The sequence below is a fragment of the Akkermansia sp. genome (assembly GCF_020860705.1).
In the GTDB taxonomy this organism is placed as follows: Bacteria; Verrucomicrobiota; Verrucomicrobiia; order Verrucomicrobiales; family Akkermansiaceae; genus Akkermansia.
In genome coordinates this window covers 1-17,690 of the sequence record NZ_JAJBTT010000002.1, presented here as the reverse complement: position 1 = coordinate 17,690, position 17,690 = coordinate 1, and the positions used below count along the sequence as shown (strand labels likewise).

At 58.4% G+C, this 17,690-nt stretch carries 20 protein-coding genes; 10 read left to right on the top strand and 10 right to left on the bottom strand.

Going from position 1 to position 17,690, the window contains the following annotated elements; translation table 11 throughout:
- Position 1: 1 nt before the first annotated feature.
- Positions 2–586, bottom strand: a complete 585-nt coding sequence (locus tag LIO64_RS00970) for a DOMON-like domain-containing protein (protein ID WP_290547586.1) — start codon at positions 584–586, stop codon at positions 2–4.
- Positions 587–678: 92 nt separating this feature from the next.
- On the opposite strand from LIO64_RS00970, the gene LIO64_RS00965 reads away from it, so the two are divergent.
- Positions 679–1,332 carry an alpha/beta hydrolase gene (locus LIO64_RS00965; protein ID WP_290547585.1) on the top strand — a complete coding sequence of 218 codons (654 nt, stop codon included), beginning with the start codon at positions 679–681 and terminating at the stop codon, positions 1,330–1,332.
- Between the two features lie 21 nt (positions 1,333–1,353).
- Here LIO64_RS00965 and LIO64_RS00960 read toward each other — a convergent pair whose 3' ends face one another.
- Together LIO64_RS00960 and LIO64_RS00955 are read right to left on the bottom strand one after the other, a co-directional pair.
- Positions 1,354–2,076: an EpsI family protein gene (locus LIO64_RS00960; RefSeq protein WP_290547584.1), complete on the bottom strand. Its 723-nt coding sequence runs from the start codon at positions 2,074–2,076 to the stop codon at positions 1,354–1,356.
- 15 nt (positions 2,077–2,091) lie between these two features.
- On the bottom strand, positions 2,092–3,039 hold the full coding sequence (locus tag LIO64_RS00955; RefSeq protein ID WP_290547583.1) for an exosortase/archaeosortase family protein: 948 nt from the start codon (positions 3,037–3,039) through the stop codon (positions 2,092–2,094).
- 85 nt (positions 3,040–3,124) lie between these two features.
- On the opposite strand from LIO64_RS00955, the gene LIO64_RS00950 reads away from it, so the two are divergent.
- From LIO64_RS00950 to hisH, 5 genes are all read left to right on the top strand, one after another.
- On the top strand, positions 3,125–4,054 hold the full coding sequence (locus LIO64_RS00950; RefSeq protein ID WP_290547582.1) for a ribose-phosphate pyrophosphokinase: 930 nt from the start codon (positions 3,125–3,127) through the stop codon (positions 4,052–4,054).
- A gap of 133 nt (positions 4,055–4,187) precedes the next feature.
- Positions 4,188–4,793: a 50S ribosomal protein L25 gene (locus LIO64_RS00945; protein WP_290547581.1), complete on the top strand. Its 606-nt coding sequence runs from the start codon at positions 4,188–4,190 to the stop codon at positions 4,791–4,793.
- 141 nt (positions 4,794–4,934) lie between these two features.
- Positions 4,935–6,158, top strand: coding sequence for a hypothetical protein (locus LIO64_RS00940; RefSeq protein WP_290547580.1), 1,224 nt, complete (start codon positions 4,935–4,937; stop codon positions 6,156–6,158).
- Between the two features lie 152 nt (positions 6,159–6,310).
- Positions 6,311–6,901 carry an imidazoleglycerol-phosphate dehydratase HisB gene (gene hisB / locus LIO64_RS00935; RefSeq protein WP_290547579.1) on the top strand — a complete coding sequence of 197 codons (591 nt, stop codon included), beginning with the start codon at positions 6,311–6,313 and terminating at the stop codon, positions 6,899–6,901.
- A gap of 4 nt (positions 6,902–6,905) precedes the next feature.
- Positions 6,906–7,514, top strand: a complete 609-nt coding sequence (gene hisH, locus LIO64_RS00930; RefSeq protein ID WP_290547578.1) for an imidazole glycerol phosphate synthase subunit HisH — start codon at positions 6,906–6,908, stop codon at positions 7,512–7,514.
- A 359-nt stretch (positions 7,515–7,873) separates the two neighbouring features.
- On the opposite strand, the gene rpsF is transcribed toward hisH, so the two are convergent.
- Entirely contained in the window at positions 7,874–8,158 is a 285-nt protein-coding gene (rpsF, locus tag LIO64_RS00925) for a 30S ribosomal protein S6 (protein WP_290547577.1), read from the bottom strand.
- A gap of 214 nt (positions 8,159–8,372) precedes the next feature.
- On the opposite strand from rpsF, the gene LIO64_RS00920 reads away from it, so the two are divergent.
- Positions 8,373–9,335: a hypothetical protein gene (locus LIO64_RS00920; protein ID WP_290547576.1), complete on the top strand. Its 963-nt coding sequence runs from the start codon at positions 8,373–8,375 to the stop codon at positions 9,333–9,335.
- A 31-nt stretch (positions 9,336–9,366) separates the two neighbouring features.
- On the top strand, positions 9,367–10,326 hold the full coding sequence (locus tag LIO64_RS00915) for a hypothetical protein (protein ID WP_290547575.1): 960 nt from the start codon (positions 9,367–9,369) through the stop codon (positions 10,324–10,326).
- On the opposite strand, the gene LIO64_RS00910 is transcribed toward LIO64_RS00915, so the two are convergent.
- From LIO64_RS00910 to LIO64_RS00900, 3 genes are all read right to left on the bottom strand, one after another.
- Positions 10,323–11,192, bottom strand: a complete 870-nt coding sequence (locus LIO64_RS00910; RefSeq protein WP_290547574.1) for a 4-hydroxythreonine-4-phosphate dehydrogenase PdxA — start codon at positions 11,190–11,192, stop codon at positions 10,323–10,325. The genes LIO64_RS00915 and LIO64_RS00910 overlap by 4 nt on opposite strands.
- Positions 11,189–11,473, bottom strand: coding sequence for a hypothetical protein (locus tag LIO64_RS00905; protein WP_290547573.1), 285 nt, complete (start codon positions 11,471–11,473; stop codon positions 11,189–11,191). Before LIO64_RS00905 ends, LIO64_RS00910 begins: the two co-directional genes overlap by 4 nt.
- A gap of 182 nt (positions 11,474–11,655) precedes the next feature.
- Positions 11,656–12,066 carry a thioredoxin family protein gene (locus LIO64_RS00900; protein ID WP_290547572.1) on the bottom strand — a complete coding sequence of 137 codons (411 nt, stop codon included), beginning with the start codon at positions 12,064–12,066 and terminating at the stop codon, positions 11,656–11,658.
- Positions 12,067–12,243: 177 nt separating this feature from the next.
- Between LIO64_RS00900 and LIO64_RS00895 the strand changes: the two genes are divergently transcribed.
- Complete coding sequence (locus LIO64_RS00895; RefSeq protein ID WP_290547571.1) at positions 12,244–13,215, top strand: serine hydrolase; 972 nt, start codon at positions 12,244–12,246, stop codon at positions 13,213–13,215.
- Positions 13,216–13,259: 44 nt separating this feature from the next.
- Positions 13,260–14,339 (top strand): ATP-dependent 6-phosphofructokinase, encoded by a 1,080-nt coding sequence (locus tag LIO64_RS00890; RefSeq protein ID WP_290547570.1) that lies wholly within the window; start codon positions 13,260–13,262, stop codon positions 14,337–14,339.
- A gap of 69 nt (positions 14,340–14,408) precedes the next feature.
- On the opposite strand, the gene LIO64_RS00885 is transcribed toward LIO64_RS00890, so the two are convergent.
- From LIO64_RS00885 to LIO64_RS00875, 3 genes are all read right to left on the bottom strand, one after another.
- Positions 14,409–15,527, bottom strand: a complete 1,119-nt coding sequence (locus LIO64_RS00885; protein ID WP_290547569.1) for a DUF805 domain-containing protein — start codon at positions 15,525–15,527, stop codon at positions 14,409–14,411.
- Positions 15,528–15,625: 98 nt separating this feature from the next.
- The gene (gene zupT / locus LIO64_RS00880) at positions 15,626–16,438 is read right to left on the bottom strand and encodes a zinc transporter ZupT (RefSeq protein ID WP_290547568.1); all 813 of its coding nucleotides are present in this window, start codon (positions 16,436–16,438) and stop codon (positions 15,626–15,628) included.
- Positions 16,439–16,482: 44 nt separating this feature from the next.
- Positions 16,483–17,505, bottom strand: a complete 1,023-nt coding sequence (locus tag LIO64_RS00875) for a thioredoxin fold domain-containing protein (protein WP_290547567.1) — start codon at positions 17,503–17,505, stop codon at positions 16,483–16,485.
- Positions 17,506–17,690 lie beyond the last annotated feature (185 nt).

The following is a 17,690-nucleotide window of genomic DNA, read 5'->3' as shown; positions in this document are numbered from 1 at the left end:
GTCATTTGAGAATGGGGGTGCTGAAGCAGTCCGGGCGGTGGAAATCCGGCTGTCCGGAAAGGTCGTCCGCGGTGGTCAGGAAAATCTGGTCCGGAGTGTCCAGGATGAATGTGGCGGCCAGCTTGCAGTCACGGACGTCCACGCCGCGCAGTTCGTTCAGCGGAATCCGGGCCATGGCGCACCATCCCTCGTCCGTCAGGATGCTCTTGGTATCTACCGCCAGCGGGGCGGGAATGTCTTCATTGGCGCGGCGGGTGTCGGAAAAGGCGCAGGCCCACCAGGCGCCGTTGGGCGCAAGGTTGAATTCCCAGTAATTGGTGCCGTCTCCGGCCGCCAGGAACCATTCGGCCAGGTCATACTTCCACAGTTCCTGCTGGAACTGGCCGGGCCGGGCGTCCGGGTGGACCGTGGCTTCCTTGCTGCGGGCGGCCAGGAACCAGAGGTATTGTCCGTCCGTGGCAAAGGCGAATTCCGCGCTTGGCTCCACGTCGTAGCCGAACCAGTCGTTGACGAGTTCCTGCCGCGGCAGGGAGGCAAGCTGGTCAAAGCTTCCATCAAAGGCCCATTGGTGAATGATTACTTGCATACCATCACATTTGGACAGTTTGCAGGTTTTATCAAGCCAGAACGTCTTATGGGCTTGGATATTGACGTGATTTCTCCATCATGGGCTCTGTCATGCATTTTCAAAGGACGCTGAACCTGCTGTCCCGCGGAAGCGATCCCGGTTACCTGGCCGTGTTCATCGGCGGTTTCGGGGACGTGGTGGCGGGCTGCCTGAGCCGGGTGGAAAAAAGGTTTCCCGGTTTTTTGCCGGGAGTGGCGCATGCCACGGCTTATTACCACTGGGACGGAGGCGGCTGCGGAGTGTTTCTGGACAGGTGCGGGAAGATTGCGGAGGAACTGGAAGAGGTGCGCCGGGAATATCCCTGGCTGCCCGTCGTGCTGGTAGGCCACAGCTATGGCGGTTCCTGCGTGGTGGAAGTGGCCAGGAGGCAGAAGGTGGAAGCCGTTCCGCTCTGCCTCCTGACAATAGATGCCGTGGCCAGGCGGCAGAAGGACGCGCGCCCGGCATGCGTGGAATGGTGGGGAAACGCTTACCTCCGGGAAGGGGGCGGTTTCATGGACGTGGTGCCCAGAATAGGAGGGCGCTGGGGACACTGCACCGGGGCGGACGCCAACCTTGCCTTTTCCGGCTTCCAGAGAGACCTGGAGGGGCGTCTCTATTCCCATCGCCGCCCCGCACCCATGCTGTATGAATCGCCCGCAGAAGAAACATGCAGCCTTTTCCAGGCGGCTGCCGCATGGCTGGAAGGCAGGCTTCCGGACTGACCTTCGCAGGCCGGGGCGGTGCTACCGGTCCAGTTCATCCCACTTGACCAGCCGGGAGAGCAGCTGGCTGATCAGGCGCTCCGTCTGTTTCCGGGCTTTCTCTTCCGGCACTTTGATTTTATCCCCATACGCGGTGGATATTTGAAAATAGCACCAGCGCTGGTCCACTCCGTACAAAACCCTGTCCTTCATATCCATCAGGGTGCGGGACAGATGGTCTTCCGTCATGTGGTGGTGGCCGATGAACACGTAATAGTGCATGCTGTCCAGAATGGTGGGATGCGGCTGGCCCGGAGTAATGTTCTGCTGGGATTTCAGCTTGGTCATCGTGATGGTTCCGTGCCCTTCCACGGGGACTTTCACGGTGGTTCCGGTCAGGTTGAAGTGCCCCTGGGCCGGGAGGCAGCGTTCCGGGCGGTGGATGGAATTGTTCAGGTCATGGCCGGATTTGACGATGGAGACCCGGCACAGCACGGGAGCCGTTTCCGGCTCGTTCACGCTGATGGGAAGTTCCTGCATGTAATCCGCCTTGGAAAATTCCGTATCCGCAGCCAGGATGCTGCGTTCCTCTTCAGACTCCTGCCGGCGCGTGCCATGCCAGCCGTCCGGGTTTATGCCGATGGGAAGGTCCATGCTGATGGAGGAGTCCTGAACCTTTCCATGGCGGGGCATCAGGTAGATGCCGCCGAGCGTGACGGCCAGAAGAAAGGGCAGCAGAAGAATCTTGAGCGTTTTAATGTTCATGTTACCGGAAAACGCCTATTGGGATTTGTTTATTTTAACGACCAGCTTTTTGCGCCGTGACGGCTTCCAGATCATTTCCCCGGCCAGCAGGGAGTGGGTGACGGCCAGACCAACCAGGCAGATGGGGAAGAAAAACAACAGGCCGGACCAGTCGTGCCAGGTTTTCGCCGCAAACTGGGCGTCCCCGTATTCTGCCAGCACCACGATGCTGGTGATGCGGACGCCGTTGCCGATGACGGCCAGGGGAATGGCGCTGAGGAAGAGCACGCATTTCTTCCAGAACTTCAGGTCGGACAGGTAGGCCCAGGCGGCGGACAGCATGAGCAGGGCCATCAGGGAGCGCATGCCGCTGCACCCCCCTGCAATGTTAAAGGCGTCCCAGTGTCCTCCGGTGGAGCGGATATTGGTGCCCTGCAGGTAGGTGTCCACCCCGAAGAGGGTTGCTCCCAGGTACCCCAGATTCGTGGCGATGATTTGCAATCCCACCGTGGCCTGCTGAAAGGAGGGCAGAGGAATGCACAGCCAGAAAAAGAGCAGGGGAAAAGCGCACAGCCTGGCGACCTGCGGGCCGGCCATGTACCAGGAGCCGCCCAGCAGAATCAGGGGAAGTGCGGCCACGGTCACCCGGGGCTGGCCCACGCGGAAGGAAAGGGCCAGCAGCAGGCACGCCGGAATGAACAGGATCAGTCCGCGCCAGTCCGTGCGCTTCTGCGCCTGGGCGATCTTTTTCCTGGCATGGTACAGCATGAAGGCGACGATAGGGACCACCAGCCAGCCGTGCTCGTAATCCGTCTGCTTATTCCAGGAGGAAATAAGCCACTGGATGCTGTTGTCATTTCCAAAGGAGCCGAATTCCAGGAACGCCAGGTAGGGCCACGCCAGCAAAATGGCGGAGACGGCCAGGGTGACGATCACGGGGACGGTTAGAAATCTCTCTTTTGCGTCTGGAAGGGGGGAACCCATGATGGAGAAAAATCAAATTGTGAGAATTAAGTATTGCGATTATGTGGACCTGTGTTCAGAATGCGTCCGCTTTTCAGTTTCCGGTATGAAGATTATCAGCGGTACAGCACACAGAGAACTTGCGGAGCGCATTGCGCAAAGCATAGGCATTCAGTTGACGGACGTCACGGTGAACACTTTCCCCGATGGAGAAAGTTTTGTAAAGATAAATGAAAACATCCGCGGCAAGGATGTGTTTCTTATTCAGCCCACCTGTCCGCCTACCAACCATAATATCATGGAATTATGCGTGATGGTGGACGCCGCCCGCCGCGCCAGCGCCGGACGCATCACGGCGGTGGTTCCCTTCTTCGGATATGCGCGCCAGGACCGCAAGGACCAGCCCCGCGTTCCCATCACCGCCAAGCTGGTGGCCAACCTGCTGACCGCCGCCGGCGTGGACCGTGTGCTGACCATGGACCTGCACGCCGCCCAGATCCAGGGCTTCTTTGATATTCCGGTGGACCACATGTATGCCGCTCCCGTTTTAATCCGCCACCTGCGCGAGCATTATGTAAAAGACCTTCAGAAACTGGTCGTCGTTTCCCCGGACGTGGGCGGCGTCAAGATGGCTCGCGCCTATTCCGACGCCCTGGGTGCGGAACTCGCTATTGTGGCCAAGCACCGCGTCAACGCCACGCATGTGGAAGCCATGAACGTGATCGGTGACGTGGAAGGGCGTGACGCCGTCCTGATTGACGACATGACGGAAACGGCCGGCACCCTGTGCGCCGCCGCCAATATCCTGAAGGAACGCGGCGCCCAGCGCGTGTTTGCCTGCGTGTCCCACGGGGTGCTGGGAGACATGGCCCGCGAGCGTATTGCAGGCTCCTGCATTGAACGCGTGCTTACCTCAGACACCGTTCCGATGGCCCACGGCCCCAAGGTGGACTGCATCAGCGTGGGCGACCTGCTGGGCCATGCCGTGCAGCGCATACATGACGGAGAATCCGTATCATCATTGTTTGACATTTAGCCAATTTTAGTGCAGAGTCCTGCGCCCTGACCTGAGTATCGGTTTACGCGGGTTCAGAAATCCCGGCGGGGCCTCTGCCTGAACCCGATTAGGAAACATTATCAATCAACACTCAATATTGCCTCTATAAAACATGGCTACATCCCATTCCCTCAAGGCCGAAACGAGAGCGTGCGGCTCCGGTAATCTGAAGCAACTCCGCAGCCAGGGCCTGGTCCCCGGCGTGGTTTACGGTCCCGGTTTTGACAACGTCAACATCCAGGTTGACGCACGCGAATTTGCTCGCATGCTGGCTTCCGCCGTTTCCGAACACATTCTGGTGGCCCTGGACATTAACGGCAAGATCGTGAAGGCTCTTCTCAAGGAAGTGCAGCACAACCCCATCACCAATTCCTGCCTGCATGTGGACTTCCAGGCCGTTACCGATACCACGGTCATCCACTCCGTCGTTCCCGTTATCCTGGAAGGTGAAGCCGCCGGCGTGGCCCTGGGCGGCGTGCTGGACCAGACCATTCATGAATTGGCGATCATCTGCCAGGTGAAGAATCTGCCGGAATCCATCACGGCTGACATTTCCGGCCTGAAGCTGGGCGAAACTCTGCGCATTGCCGATCTCAAGCTGCCTTCAGGCGTAACCACGGAACTGGCCGGCGACGTGATCGTGGCCATCGTGGAAGCTCCCCGTGTTTCCACTGAGGAAGCTGCTCCGGCCGCTGAAGAAGCCGCTGCCGAGAAGTAAGCCGATACCGCCTGTTTTTATCTTTCCGGGCCCGGAACCGTTTTTACGGCTCCGGGCTTTTTTTTGTCGCCAAGAAAGCATCTTTTGGTAGAGTACAGAATACGTATTCGTCAGATCAATTTGGAAAAAAGCCTTAGATTTATGAACAAGTCCCTCATATTGGCGTTGACCGCGCTCGCTCCGCTTGCTGTGGCGGATGAAGTAAAACTCAAGGATGGAACCGTTTACAAGGATTGTACCGTAGAAGTGGAGACCCCGGAAAGCGTGAGCCTTCTGGTTCCCGTAGCCGGAGGGATCAAGGATTCCGTGACCGTCAAAAGGGAATTGATCGAGTCCATCAAGAAATCGACTCCGGATGAACTGGAAGCCGCCAAGATCAGCAAGACGTACGCCAAGCCGGAAGCCATGAACGCCAAGGAGCTGGAAAGCGCTGTGGCCGATCTGGACAAGACCATTAAAAAGAACCCCCAGGGGCTCGCTCATGACGCCGCCGTCAAGGCCAGGGCCAGAGTAGTGGTTCTGCTGGAGGAGAAAAAGCTGGTGGAGGGCGCCCAGGCCGCACAGGAAGCCAAGGAGGATGAGGAGGTAACCGTACGCACCAAATACGACCATGAAGCCAACAAGCTGTTGAAACGTTTCAAGGTGCTGGCTGCGCGCAATCCCTACCAGGCCATGGCCGTATACGACCGCATGCGCGACGGTTATCCCGGTTCCGCCGCCCTGGCGGATGCCTATCCGGACGCTTCCAGAATCGCGGGACAGCTCAACCGCAAGCTGGAAGTCATGATCGCCGCCAAGGAAAAAGCCCTGGAAAAGGAACGTGAAGTCTTGAGAAAAGAGGAGGAAAAGCGCCGTGGAGACCCCAAGCTGACGAAAGAGCAGCGCCAGGCTCTGATGGAAGCTTTCCAGAAGAAGCAAACCTCCATCCGGGAGCGTGAAAACCAGCTCACGGAAGTGTACCGGGCCTTCCGCAAGAAGGTCAAGGAACGCGGAGACCGGTGGTACGAGCCTACGGCCGGTTCTCTGGAAGCCATGAGGGATCTCAAGCTGGTGGCCGCCACGGATGCGGAACGCCTGAAAAATCAGGAGCCGGAAAAAGGGGCCGGGTCCGCCGCTCTGGAAAAGGCGTGGAACCTGTGTGACGAGAAAAAATTTGACGAGGCCATGGAAGCCCTGACGGAGGTCCGCACGGCTCAGGTGCCCAAGGAATACTATGAGGAACTGACGGAGACGGTGCGCGTGGGCCTTCAGGAACAGCGTGCCCGTGAACGGGCGGAGCGCGCGGAGGCCGCCCGCAAGGCCCGCGAAGACCGGGACAAAAAGCGCCAGGAGGAAAGAGCCGCTGCCAAGGCCAAGAAAAAGTGACCCCGCCGTTTTTCTGTTCCTGTGAATGAACAGCCTGCTGCATGGCTTCCTTCCCGGAGCCATGCAGTTTTTTGTCGGGAAAAGGGGATAAATCTTTCCCCATGCGGTATTTCCTGCTTTCTTCCGCCGTGGCTTCGGTATAGAAGAGTCCCATGAGGAACGCTTCTTGCAAACGGGTCACGGGTGAAACGGACATCAGCATGGAACTGAACCTGGACGGCACAGGATGCGCCGCCGTCGCCACGGGCCATGCCTTTTTTGACCACATGCTGGATTTGCTGGCGCGTCATTCGCTGATGGACCTGAGCCTTCAGGCGCGCGGCGACCTGGAAGTGGATGCCCACCACACCGTGGAGGATGTGGGAATTGTTTTGGGGGAATGCATTAAGAACGCGCTGGGGGACAAGAAGGGAATCGTACGCTATGGCTGTTCCTATCTTCCCATGGATGAAACCCTGACGCGCGTCGTGATGGACCTGAGCAACCGCCCGTACGTCGTTTTCCACATTCCGGAAGGCGGCCTTCCGGACGCCCCCAATTTCCCGCTGACTCTTTGCGAGGAGTTCTGCCGTGCGCTGGCCAGCAACCTGCGCTGCAACCTGCATGTGGAAGTGCTCTACGGCAGGGACGGTCACCATATTGCGGAATCCATCTTCAAGGGCATTGCCCATGCGCTGCGGCAGGCCGCCGCTATTGATCCCAGGGCCGCCGGGATGCTGCCTTCAACCAAGGGAATGCTGTAAGCCCATGAAACTCGGCGTGATTGATTACGGCGCGGGCAACCTCCGCAGCGTGCTGAATACCTTTGGGGCCGCCGGTGTAAACGGCCATCTGGTTCGTACGCCGGAAGACGCCGCAGGCGTGACCCATCTGGTTCTCCCCGGTGTGGGCGCCTTCGGGGATTGCGCGGAAAAACTGCGCCGCCAGGAACTGGTGCCGCTGATCCGGACGTGGATAGAGCAGGACAGGCCTTTCCTGGGCATCTGCGTAGGTTACCAGGTTCTTTTTGAGAGCGGGCAGGAAGACGAACAGGTGCCCGGACTGGGCATCTTCAAGGGGCGCGTGGTCCGTTTTGAGGAATCGGAACTCAAGGTGCCCCACATGGGGTGGAACCGGCTCACTCTTTCCAATCCTGCCGATCCCATCTGGAAAGGCATGGGGGAGGAGCCGTACTTTTACTTTGTGCATTCCTATTATCCCCGTCCGGAGGATGAATCCCTGGCGGCCGCTTTTTGCACCTACGGCGTGTGTTTTGCCGCCGCAATCAGGCTCGGCAATCTGGTAGCCACCCAGTTCCATCCGGAAAAGAGCCAGAAACTGGGTGTAAAGCTGCTGGAAAACTTCGTTTCCCTGTAGACCTGCTGCAATGCGGGCAAGCGCGTCTGCGCTTCTCGTCCTGGAAGGGAGGGAGGAAAAAGCCCCTTTATGGAAAAATCGTTCCGGCCATGGCCGGGTGGCAATTTTCTCACCACCAGGGACTGATGGATATGAAAGGCGGCATTCCCGGCTTTTTCTTCCTGCCTTGATCGGTTTACGATCCCGTCCCTCAGCTACTGGGGAGCTGGCCTTCAGGGCAGCGAACGTTTGCTGGATAAATCCGCCTGCTTCCGGGTACGAAGAGGGAGCAGTACATAAGAAAAGAACCGCCTCCGTAAAGAGGCGGTTCTTTGTGATGAAAAAGCAAGGAGCGGATGCTTCGTCCGCATGGGCCGGATTTAGCCGATCACCTTGTAGTACTGAAGGTGGATCTGGGGATTCAGGCGAAGGCGTTCGCGGATGGTCCTGATGGCGGAAGGTTCTGCGGAGAACGTGTAGGTCACGTACTGGCCGGCGGAAAGGTGGTTGGATTCGTAAGCGAATTCGCGGCGGCCGGCGTTTTCCGTGGCGGTGATGTCGGCGCCTTCTTCCTTCATCGTGGCGGCTACGGTATTGATCAACTCCTCAACGGGGGTTTCCGTACCCTTCATGTTGAATACGATAAGAGCTTCGTAATTTCTCATGGTCTTGTGATAATTAGAAATGTGTCGTGCGAACGGTGCGCACCTTGCGGGCAAGTAAGGTGCAATGATTGTCTCCGGAAAGCAAGCCTATTTTTTACCTTGTTTCCGGGAACGGGCCGTTTTCTGCAATTTATTCCCAATGGGGGAGGGGAGAAAGAGAAACAGCGGCGAGGAAGAGGTTGACTTTCCCTGTACGGCTGGCAATGATCCGTTCATGATAAAATGGTTTTGCATGGCGCTTGTGGTGGGGAGCCTCTGTTGCGGGAGCGTCCGTTCCGGCGTCCGCATGGTGGATGCGGGGAGGGAAGACGCGGATATTGCGGCGCTGGACCTGATCGCTTCACAGGTAAGGGATTCCGCTTCCTGTAAAAAAGTCGCGGAACAATTGAACCGGGAGGCTGACCGGCAGGAGAAATTATGGAAACAGGCATTCCTGTCCGGTATGCCGACCCTGAGGGAGCGTGTTCAAATAGCCGAATTGGAGGCGCGGCATTGGAAAAAGGCGGGGGGCTTGAAGCTCCGGTTTTTATGGGATTTGGAGGAGGCCGGCGGGATTTCCCATGAAGATGCCGGGGAAGTGAGGGAGGCTCTGGGCAAGGTGATTCTTGCTAGCGGGACTGCCCTGGATTCCCTGAACGGCTTCATCACTGGAGCGGAACTGCCCCTGCCTTCGTCCCCGGACGGCGATTCCTATGAAAAGCTGCTGGCCTGGAAATGGGATCCTGAACATTCTCTGGTTTATTGGATGGACCATGACCCGGTGGTCAACGGTGCGCTGGGAAAGGCGATGGCCCGTTGCTGGAATGGCGGGGTCTTGGCGTTGCTGGAGAGCATACTATACCGGCTGGAGCGGGAAAGGGCCGCTCAATTGATCCGCCGCCATGCGGACCGGAAGGTGGAGGCGGAGCGAAGGCTTTCCCGCCTCCCTGCCTTGACGCCCGGGCAATGGTGCTGGTTTCAGAAACAGGAACGGGAACATTGGGGGGATGCCGACCTGGATGCCGCCCTGGTGATGAGTCTGTGCGGGACGTCTTTGGATGACTGGTTCCGGGACGATCCTTTTTCCGATCGTGGGAAGGAGGAGAAAGACCCCGCCATGGAATCTGCGTGGCTGTATTGGCGCGCTGTTCCGGACAGAATCGTGCAGGTATGGAAGGAATTGGAGGAAAAGGATTGAAACAGATTGCCATTCAACTATATTGCATCGAATGAACGTATGGCGTGCTGTTTTACTGTGCTGGGCGGTCTGCGTGATTCCGTCGGTGGCGGAGGTCCGGTTATCGGATGTGATGAAGGATGATGCATTTACCAAAGCTCTGGAGACGGTCGGCAGACGGGTGAAGGATTCTGCCTCCTGCAAAGAAGTGGCGGAACAATTGAACCGGGAGGCTGATCGGTTGGAACAGTTGTGGCGGGAGGCATTCCTGTCCGGTTTTCCTTCCACGCAGGAATGGTGCCGGATGGCTGATGTAGAAGCCCGGTTGTTCAGAAAAGTAGCGGAGAGCAGGGAACAGGAGAAGAAGGAGGAAATAGTTTTCTTATCGGAGTTGGAGGATGACGGGGTCGTTACCCATGAAGAGGCGGAAGAGGTATTTGCCGCGTTGCGCAGGATCATGTGGGTGTCCAAGACGGCGATTGACTCGCTGGACAGCTTTATCGCCGGGGCGGAACAGCCTTTGCCGTCGTCCCCGGACGGAGATTCCTATGAAAAGCTGCTGGCCTGGAAATTGAATCCGGAGTCTTCCCTGTCTTATGTGATGGACCATGACCCGCTGGCCAATGGCGGTCCGGAAGAAATGCTGCAATGCTGCTGGAATGACGGGGTTGTGGGACTGCTGGAGAATACGGTTTCCCGGATTTCCCGGGAGAGGCGGTTTTTACTGATCCGGCATTATGCTGACCGGAAGGTGGAGGAGGCGGAAAGGCTTTCCAGGCTTCCTTCCCTGACGCCTGAACAATGGTGCTGGTACTTGAAGCAGGAACATGACAGGGAGGCCCTGGAGCGTTCCGCAGGGGATATCTTAACCGTGATATTGCTCCTCTGGAAGGAGGGAGACGAAAAGGAGGATGATCCCTTGATGGAGGAAACCTTCCGGTACTGGGTGTCCGCCCCGGAACGTGCCGCGCAGGTGTGGCACGAAAAACTACGGAAGGAAGAAGGGCGTTAACGCGTTTGCGCCATCCTCACGGCCAGCTGGAAGGCGTGGATGGTGCTGGACGGATTGGCCTTTCCGGTTCCTGCCAGGTTGAAGGCGGTTCCGTGGTCCGGGCTCAGGCGGGGGCGAGGAAGGCCCAGGGTAACGTTGACGGCAGTATGGAAGTCCACCAGTTTCAAGGGAATCAGCCCCTGGTCATGGTAAGGGGCCAGCACTGCATCATAGAGGCCTTCCACCGCGTCACGGTACACGCAGTCCGGAACGGCGGGACCGTCAAATACGGCGTCCGGGCATGAACTCTCCAGCTGCTTTACGGCCGGGGCGATGACGGCTCCGTCTTCATCTCCAAAGGCGCCGTGTTCCCCTGCATGGGGGTTCAGGGCCGCCAGGGCGATGCGCGGGCGGAGGATCCCCCTGCGGAGGCAGAAATTTTTCAACAGGATCCCGATGCGGACCAGCTCCTCCGTGTTCAGCAGGGACGGCACGCTTTGAAGGGATGTGTGGATGGTAGCCAGCCCCACCGTCAGCCGTTTGCCGGTCAGGCACATGGCGTAGTTGTCCGTTTCCAGGCGCTCCGCAAAGAATTCCGTTTGGCCCGGCCAGCGGAAGCCCGCTTCATGCAGGGTCTCCTTGCACACGGGAGAAGTGACGACGGCGTCAACCGTCCCTTCCCGGAGAGCTTGCGCCGCCTGTTCCAGATGTTCAAAGGCGTACCGGGCGGATTCACAGTTCGGTCTTCCGGCGGGAACGTTCACCCTGCTGCCGATAAGGCGGTATTCCGCTTCATTCGGGAGCTCTCCGGAAGCCAGAGCGGCGGAGATGATTTCCGGCCCTATGCCCGACTGGTCCCCCAACGTGTATCCGATGACCGGTTTCATGGCGTGGAGAACAGAGAGGATGATGATTCCGTGGCTGATGATGTTTCGCCGGCAGAGGGCGGAATTTCTTCTGCCGGGAGAGCGGGGGATTCCGCCGCAGGGGTGGGTTGGAGAGCGGTGGCCCGTTTTTTCATGTTGATGACCTGGGTGGTCTTCTCCGGTTCGTCAGGGTTGCGAAGCTCGAATTCCAGATGGGAGTTGGTGGACCAGTGGTAGTAAATGGTGGCGCCGAGGGCGGCCAGCACCAGGATCAGGAGAATGGAACCGAAGAAGGAGCGCATGCCGCTACTGTGTCCTGTGGAAAAGGGGAATTCAAGAAATTATCAAGCCCTCCCTATATGGGGAAGAGGCGTGCGCCTGCCGCATAAAACGTCTTTGCCGGAAGGAGAGGCAAAAGCGTGTCTGCATGTTCCGGCTTTTTCTGCATGGCCGGGCGTGGCGGCCAGGAAGGAGGGCGGCGCTGTCAGGCCAGGATTTTAACCGCCGTGAACAGGATGATGAGAAGAATGACAAAGCCGATGATCCTGGCCACCATGCTGCTGGCTTCTCCGTTCTTCCCGCACCTGGTGCAGTTTTCCGTACAATTCATGCCGCCGCATTCCACGCCGCACTCGCCGCAGGAGAAATCTTCCTGCCGTTCCTGCACATGATCTGCAAAGAGGAGTTCCAGCTCGTGCACGGAAGGCTCCAGGCCGGAGACGACAATCTCCCCGTCAATGGCGAGGGCGGGGAGAGGACTGCCGATCTGGTCCGGAGCGGTTTCCGTTTCCTGCATTTCCTGGTTCATGCCCAGATTTTCCAGTGCCTGGCGGGCGTTGGCGCGCAGGGCGGTTCCCGGGAAATCCGGGCTGTAAAAGAATTGAATGCTGGTCATGGCGTTGAGTACGTGTCCGGAATGCTCCCGTTGGCGGAAAACGGTTTCCTCCAACAAATAGGATAGGAGGCGAAAGGTCAATGCGTTTTTCCGTGTCATGACATATAAGTGTTGTACGGAAAGCATTTTAGACTTTTCAAACGTGGGGGGAAGGGGCACTATCCCGCCGGTCCCTCCATGAAAAAGCTATCTCTATTCCTCCTGACCCTGGCCTGCGTATTCCAGTTTTCCGCCCAGGCGCAGGAAAAGCCCAGTTACATTGCCATTGAGGCCAATTCCGGCAAACTCCTTTTCAGCTCCAATGCGGAAGCCAGAAGGCCCGTCGCCAGTCTCTCCCAGGTGGCCACCGCCATGGTGACGCTGGACTGGGTAACCCGCACGCGCCTGCCGCTGGATACCTTCATCACCGTTCCCCAGGAGGCGTTCGGCCTCCGTGCGGGCAATCCCATGGACCTTCAGCCCGGAGACCGCCTGACGCTCCGTGATGCCTTGTATTCCACCCTGCTGGGGTCAGACAACGTTTCCGCCCTGACCATCGCCTCTTTTGTGGGCCGTGACCTGGTGTCCCGCCGGGGCGGCGGTTCCCCCATTGCCGCCTTCGTGACGGAAATGAACAATCTGGCCCGCTCCCTGAGGATGGCCAAAACGCGTTTCACCGCTCCCCACGGGCTGGATACGGGCAGCTCCGTTTCCACCTCCTGCGCGCTGGATATGGCCCTGCTGGGCGTTTACAGCATGCAGAATCCGGCCTTCTGCTACATTGTTTCCCAGGCGAGCCGCCGCATCGGCGTGCAATCCCAGACCAAGGGCATGACGATGTACGATATTTCCAACAATAACAAGCTCATGAGCTCTCCCGGCGTGGACGGCATCAAGGCGGGTACCTCCCGCGCCGCCGGCCCCTGCCTGCTGCTCAGCGTGACGCGCAACGCAATCTCCCGCCGCAGTCCCCAGACGGGAACGGAGGTGATTTATCCCCAGCGCATGATTATTGTGGTTCTCGGTTCTGCGCAGCGTTACCCCCTTGCCAAGCAGATGATGAGCACCGGCTGGCGGGTGTGGGAAAACTGGCAGGCTTCCGGCATGGACATGAAGGACCCCAAGGAGTTCGTCCAGCTTCCTGTGAAAACTGGGACAGAAAAGAGATAGGAAGTAGACGGCGCCGGAAATTTCTGCTATAAGAAGCACCGAATATGAACATTGGTGTTTTGAATAGCGGGGGAGACTGCCCCGGGCTGAATGCAGTTATTGAAGGTGTTGTAGGCGCGGCCTCCCGCCGCGGCTGGAACGTTGTCGGTTTTTACGATGGCTTTGAGGGTCTTTTGTCTGAAGAGGGTGATGACCGGTTTGAATGGCTGACTCCCGCCGGCTGCCGGGGATTGCGCGCCAAGGGAGGCACCATTCTTGGGACCGTGAACAAGGGGAATTTCGCCATCAAGGTGGGGGTGGGCCAGAAGGGGGCGATTGAACCCTCCGTACTGGAAAAGACAAAGGCCACCGTGCGGCGCCTGGGATTGGACGCCCTGATCGTCGTGGGCGGGGACGGGTCCCAGTCCACGGCTCTTTTGCTTTCTGAAATAGGCCTTCCTGTGGTGGGTGTGCCCAAGACCATTGACAATGATCTGGGCGCAACGGACGTTACCTTCGGGTTTTACAGTGCCGTGTCCATCGTTTCCGAATCCCTGGACCGCCTGCAAACTACCGCCAACGCCCACCAGCGCATGATGGTGGTGGAAGTGATGGGGCGGCATGCCGGCTGGATTGCCCTGGAAGGCGGCCTTGCCGGAAGCGCGGATGTGATTCTGCTGCCGGAAATACCATTCTCCCTTGAAAATGTGGTGGAATGCATCAAGGCACGGAAGGAAGCCGGACAGAGGGAAATCCTGGTAGTAGTTTCCGAAGGAGCCCGGCTGGCGGATGAATTGGTGCTGCTGGATGAAAAGACCCAGGGGGAAGTGCGCCTGGGAGGCATCGGCAAGGTGATTTCCAAGAAATTGGAGGAGGCTACGGGGATTGAAACCCGCGCCTGCGTGCTTGGCCATATCCAGCGCGGTGGTTCTCCCTGCGCCTATGACCGCATTCTGGGGGTGCGGTTCGGCAGTTATGCCGTGGAGCTGGTGGAAAAGCGCCAGTTCAGCTGCATGGTCGCCCTCCGGGGGACGCAGATGACGGCCGTACCCATTGAGGAAGCCGTGAAAACCTTGAAACTGGTGGATCCTGACTGTCAGCTGGTGCGCACGGCGCGCGATCTGGGCGTCTGCTTTGGGGATTGACGCTCTTCTCCTCTGCAAACAGGAGCCGCTGTTCTGTGCGGCTGTGATTTTTCCAACCGTATCCTGAATTCAGGGTACGGTTATTTTTTCAGGAAGAGCGCCGTATTCATTGGGGCCGGAAGAGCTTTTAAGCAGCATCATGGACAGGAAGAGGATGGAAAACAGGTCCATCAGGTTGGAAATCATCGCCAGGTAGCTCAGGTAGGGCGCCATGTCCTCCGGAACCAGGCGCAGCAGGAAAATCAGCAGGAAGGAAACGATAAAAATAAAGATGGGGATCAGGATGAATTTCCCGCTCAGGTTGCTGTCATGCAGGCGGCGCACCGCAACGGGCATGTTGAACAGGATGTTGAGGCCCGCCACGGCCGCCAGAAGTTCCAGGGACAGCATGCTCAATTCCCCGGACTGGTAAAAAAAGTAAAAGGTGGGGTTGAAGCAGGCGTGGGCCAGCAGGATAAGGGTATCCTGAGGATGGGTGGCGTACGTCAGGATTTGCAGGGACGGGGAGAGGTAGAGGCCCCGCGGGCTGCTGTCAACGTCGATCATGCTGTATCCCAGCGGCAGGAACAGAAGCGCGGAAAGGAGGAAGAAGGACCAGAATTCCGCACGGGAAGCGCGTCCCGCCATCGTGCCCAGCTTCCGCAGGCTGATGAGCCAGTAAAGGTAAAACGGCGTGAAGGGCTGCCTTTCCTGTTCTTCGGAAGGGCCGGCGGCGTCTGCCGGCTGTGCGGCCGGCCGGCGGCAGTACTTGTTGCCGCCCGTTTTGCTTTCTCCCAGCGTCAGGTAGAAAAAGATCAGGCGCCCCAGGCCGAAGGGAAGCAGCAGAAAAAGAATCCAGAAACCGCTTCTTCCCGTATCATGCAGGCGTCTGAATGCCGCTGCCGTGCAGGGGATGATCAGGGCTGCCCACAGAAGAATGGTCAGGGCGTCACCGTAAATGCTCAGCCTTCTGTCCGGAATGTGCAGCCAGTCCGTCAGGATGTAGCCTGCCAGGGCCGGAATCAGGGACAGGAGGGGAAGCGCCATGAACCACCAGAATTCCGCGCGGGAAGCGCATCCGCGGAAATCCGCATAATGGCGGAAGCCTTTTTTCCAGCAGAAAAGGGGAGAAGGGGAGGAAGGCGCGTGAGGGGAGATTGCCGGAGCGGCGGGAGCAGGGGTAGCAGGGGTAGCAGGGGAGTCCGGCATGATGGAAAGGGGTTTCCGTTTAGACCCCTGAAGGCCGGGAAATGCTCAATGCTCCGCCTTTCCAGGACACGGAAAGTTTTTTGCCGCACAGGGCTGTTTCAGATCAGGACCACTGCCATCAGCAGCATCCCGGCAATGATGCCCATGATGGAAATGTGATGGTGGCCCCAGCGTTCCGCCATCGGCAGCAGTTCGTCAAAGGAAATGAAGACCATGATGCCGGCCACGGAGGCGAAGAGGATGGCCAGCACCGTGGGGGTGAGGAAGTGGAACAGGAAGAACATGGCGATGGCCGCTCCCACCGGTTCCGCCAGGCCGGAGAGGAAGGAATAAAAGAGGGCCTTTTTACGGCTGCCCGTGCCGTAGTAAAGGGGGACCGCCACGGCGATTCCTTCCGGAATGTTGTGGACGGCTACGGCCAGGGCGATGGAGGTGCCCAGTGTCAGGGAATCCAGCCCGGCGGCAAAGGTGGCGATCCCTTCCGGAAAGTTGTGGATGCCGATAGCCAGGGCGAACAGGATGCCGGATCTTTTAATCTTGGAGGAGGAAAATTCACCGTTGCCCTGCCCGTGGATATCCTCCGGGCCGCGCGCCTCGTGCGGGTTTTCGTCTTCCGGCACTAGGTAGTCAATCAGGGCTGCCACGGCGATGCCTCCGAAAAAAGATGCAATGGCAATCCATGCGCCCGCCGTGTGGCCTTCAAACTCCATCAGACGGTGCTGGGCTTCTCCGAGCAGTTCCACCAGGGAGATGTACACCATCACGCCTCCGGAAAATCCCAGGGAGAAGGTGAGTGTCTTCGTATCCGTCCTCTTCATGAAGAAGGCGATGAAGCCCCCTATGCCGGTGGCGAGGCCGGCCAGCGTAGTGAGCAGGAAGACGGTGAGGATATGGCTGGTGGAAAGATCCATGTGTGGAACCGCAGAATAAAAAAGCTCCGGCGGGAATGGATGTCTTATTTCGCGGCAGCAGGAGGGTTGGGCTGCATTCTGATGGCGGGAATGGCTCCCGGGGGGAGGGGCGGTTGTTCTCCCGGCTTCAGGTGTCCCCGTTCCTTTTTGAGTTCGGGCAGATTTTTCAGAAGACTGCTGCAAACCTGGCCGTCGGAACTGTCCGGAAGAAGGGCCACGGCTTCTTTCAGGGGCTGCTCCACTTCATTCACCCTGTTTTGCTGGATGAGCAGGTTCGCCTTGGTAAGAAGAATGGTTTGCTTGATTTCCGGGAGCAGGCCGTCCTTGCTCATGTAGCCGTCCAGCATGGAGAGGGCTTCATCAGGCTTTTGTTCCATCAGGGTGAAGAGATCGTTTTGACGGAACATCTTGAACAACGCTTCACGCTGAGACTTCAGCAGCTCTTTCCGTTCCAATCCAGCCCGGATGCCGGAAGCAGCTTCCGGGTCCAGTTTTGCCAGTTCTTCCAGAGCCGGCTTGTAGAAGGTGTTGATGCTGGACTGGGGAACCGTTTTCAGGAGTTGGACCAGGGTGTCCCGGCGCTGCTGGTCCGTGAGCTGCCCCGCCAGTTTGGCCATCAGGGACTGTTGCGTTTTGAGGGTTTCCGCCGCCTTTTCCGCATCCTGCATGACCTGGTCCGGGTTGTTGTATCCTATGACGGTGTGTACGGGGCGTCCCTGGGCGTCCGCAAACACCAGCGTGGGGAACCCGGTAATATCATAAGATTTCTTGTAGATTTCCAGAGAAGCTTTCGTTTGTTCATCCTGCTGCTTTTTACGCGGGAAATCCAGTTCCACGGGAATGAAGGAGCGGGCGATGCCTTCCTGAACCCTGGGGAGGGAGAGGGCCTGCTTTTTCTGCATGATGCAGGCTCCGCACCAGTCAGAACCGGTGAATTCCAGCATCACGCCTTTTTTTTGGGAAGCGGCCTGCTGCATGGCTTCCGCAGGATTGGTGCTCCAGGCTTCGGAAGCTCCGGCAATCCCGGCAAGGAGTGCGGCTGCGATGGGCAATAGGATGATGTTCATGATGGAGCGGTAAGGTTACATGGGAGGCAGCGGAGAATGGGCCGGAGGCACCCACATGCCCCCGGAGGGAGATGCGTCTGAATCTCCCGTATGGGTGGGAGTTTCAATTTGCGGCTTGCCGGAGGGAGGATCCAGGTCTTTTACCACCACTTTCTTCTTGCCCGGCTGGGGAACGGGGACGGGGG

Excerpts from the sequence above, each read along its gene's own strand:
- LIO64_RS00970 (WP_290547586.1), bottom strand. The coding sequence starts at position 586 with ATGCAAGTAATCATTCACCAATGGGCCTTTGATGGAAGCTTTGACCAG.
- LIO64_RS00965 (WP_290547585.1), top strand. The coding sequence starts at position 679 with ATGCATTTTCAAAGGACGCTGAACCTGCTGTCCCGCGGAAGCGATCCC.
- LIO64_RS00960 (WP_290547584.1), bottom strand. The coding sequence starts at position 2,076 with ATGAACATTAAAACGCTCAAGATTCTTCTGCTGCCCTTTCTTCTGGCC.
- LIO64_RS00955 (WP_290547583.1), bottom strand. The coding sequence starts at position 3,039 with ATGGGTTCCCCCCTTCCAGACGCAAAAGAGAGATTTCTAACCGTCCCC.
- LIO64_RS00950 (WP_290547582.1), top strand. The coding sequence starts at position 3,125 with ATGAAGATTATCAGCGGTACAGCACACAGAGAACTTGCGGAGCGCATT.
- LIO64_RS00945 (WP_290547581.1), top strand. The coding sequence starts at position 4,188 with ATGGCTACATCCCATTCCCTCAAGGCCGAAACGAGAGCGTGCGGCTCC.
- LIO64_RS00940 (WP_290547580.1), top strand. The coding sequence starts at position 4,935 with ATGAACAAGTCCCTCATATTGGCGTTGACCGCGCTCGCTCCGCTTGCT.
- hisB (WP_290547579.1), top strand. The coding sequence starts at position 6,311 with ATGAGGAACGCTTCTTGCAAACGGGTCACGGGTGAAACGGACATCAGC.
- hisH (WP_290547578.1), top strand. The coding sequence starts at position 6,906 with ATGAAACTCGGCGTGATTGATTACGGCGCGGGCAACCTCCGCAGCGTG.
- rpsF (WP_290547577.1), bottom strand. The coding sequence starts at position 8,158 with ATGAGAAATTACGAAGCTCTTATCGTATTCAACATGAAGGGTACGGAA.
- LIO64_RS00920 (WP_290547576.1), top strand. The coding sequence starts at position 8,373 with ATGATAAAATGGTTTTGCATGGCGCTTGTGGTGGGGAGCCTCTGTTGC.
- LIO64_RS00915 (WP_290547575.1), top strand. The coding sequence starts at position 9,367 with ATGAACGTATGGCGTGCTGTTTTACTGTGCTGGGCGGTCTGCGTGATT.
- LIO64_RS00910 (WP_290547574.1), bottom strand. The coding sequence starts at position 11,192 with ATGAAACCGGTCATCGGATACACGTTGGGGGACCAGTCGGGCATAGGG.
- LIO64_RS00905 (WP_290547573.1), bottom strand. The coding sequence starts at position 11,473 with ATGCGCTCCTTCTTCGGTTCCATTCTCCTGATCCTGGTGCTGGCCGCC.
- LIO64_RS00900 (WP_290547572.1), bottom strand. The coding sequence starts at position 12,066 with ATGACCAGCATTCAATTCTTTTACAGCCCGGATTTCCCGGGAACCGCC.
- LIO64_RS00895 (WP_290547571.1), top strand. The coding sequence starts at position 12,244 with ATGAAAAAGCTATCTCTATTCCTCCTGACCCTGGCCTGCGTATTCCAG.
- LIO64_RS00890 (WP_290547570.1), top strand. The coding sequence starts at position 13,260 with ATGAACATTGGTGTTTTGAATAGCGGGGGAGACTGCCCCGGGCTGAAT.
- LIO64_RS00885 (WP_290547569.1), bottom strand. The coding sequence starts at position 15,527 with ATGCCGGACTCCCCTGCTACCCCTGCTACCCCTGCTCCCGCCGCTCCG.
- zupT (WP_290547568.1), bottom strand. The coding sequence starts at position 16,438 with ATGGATCTTTCCACCAGCCATATCCTCACCGTCTTCCTGCTCACTACG.
- LIO64_RS00875 (WP_290547567.1), bottom strand. The coding sequence starts at position 17,505 with ATGAACATCATCCTATTGCCCATCGCAGCCGCACTCCTTGCCGGGATT.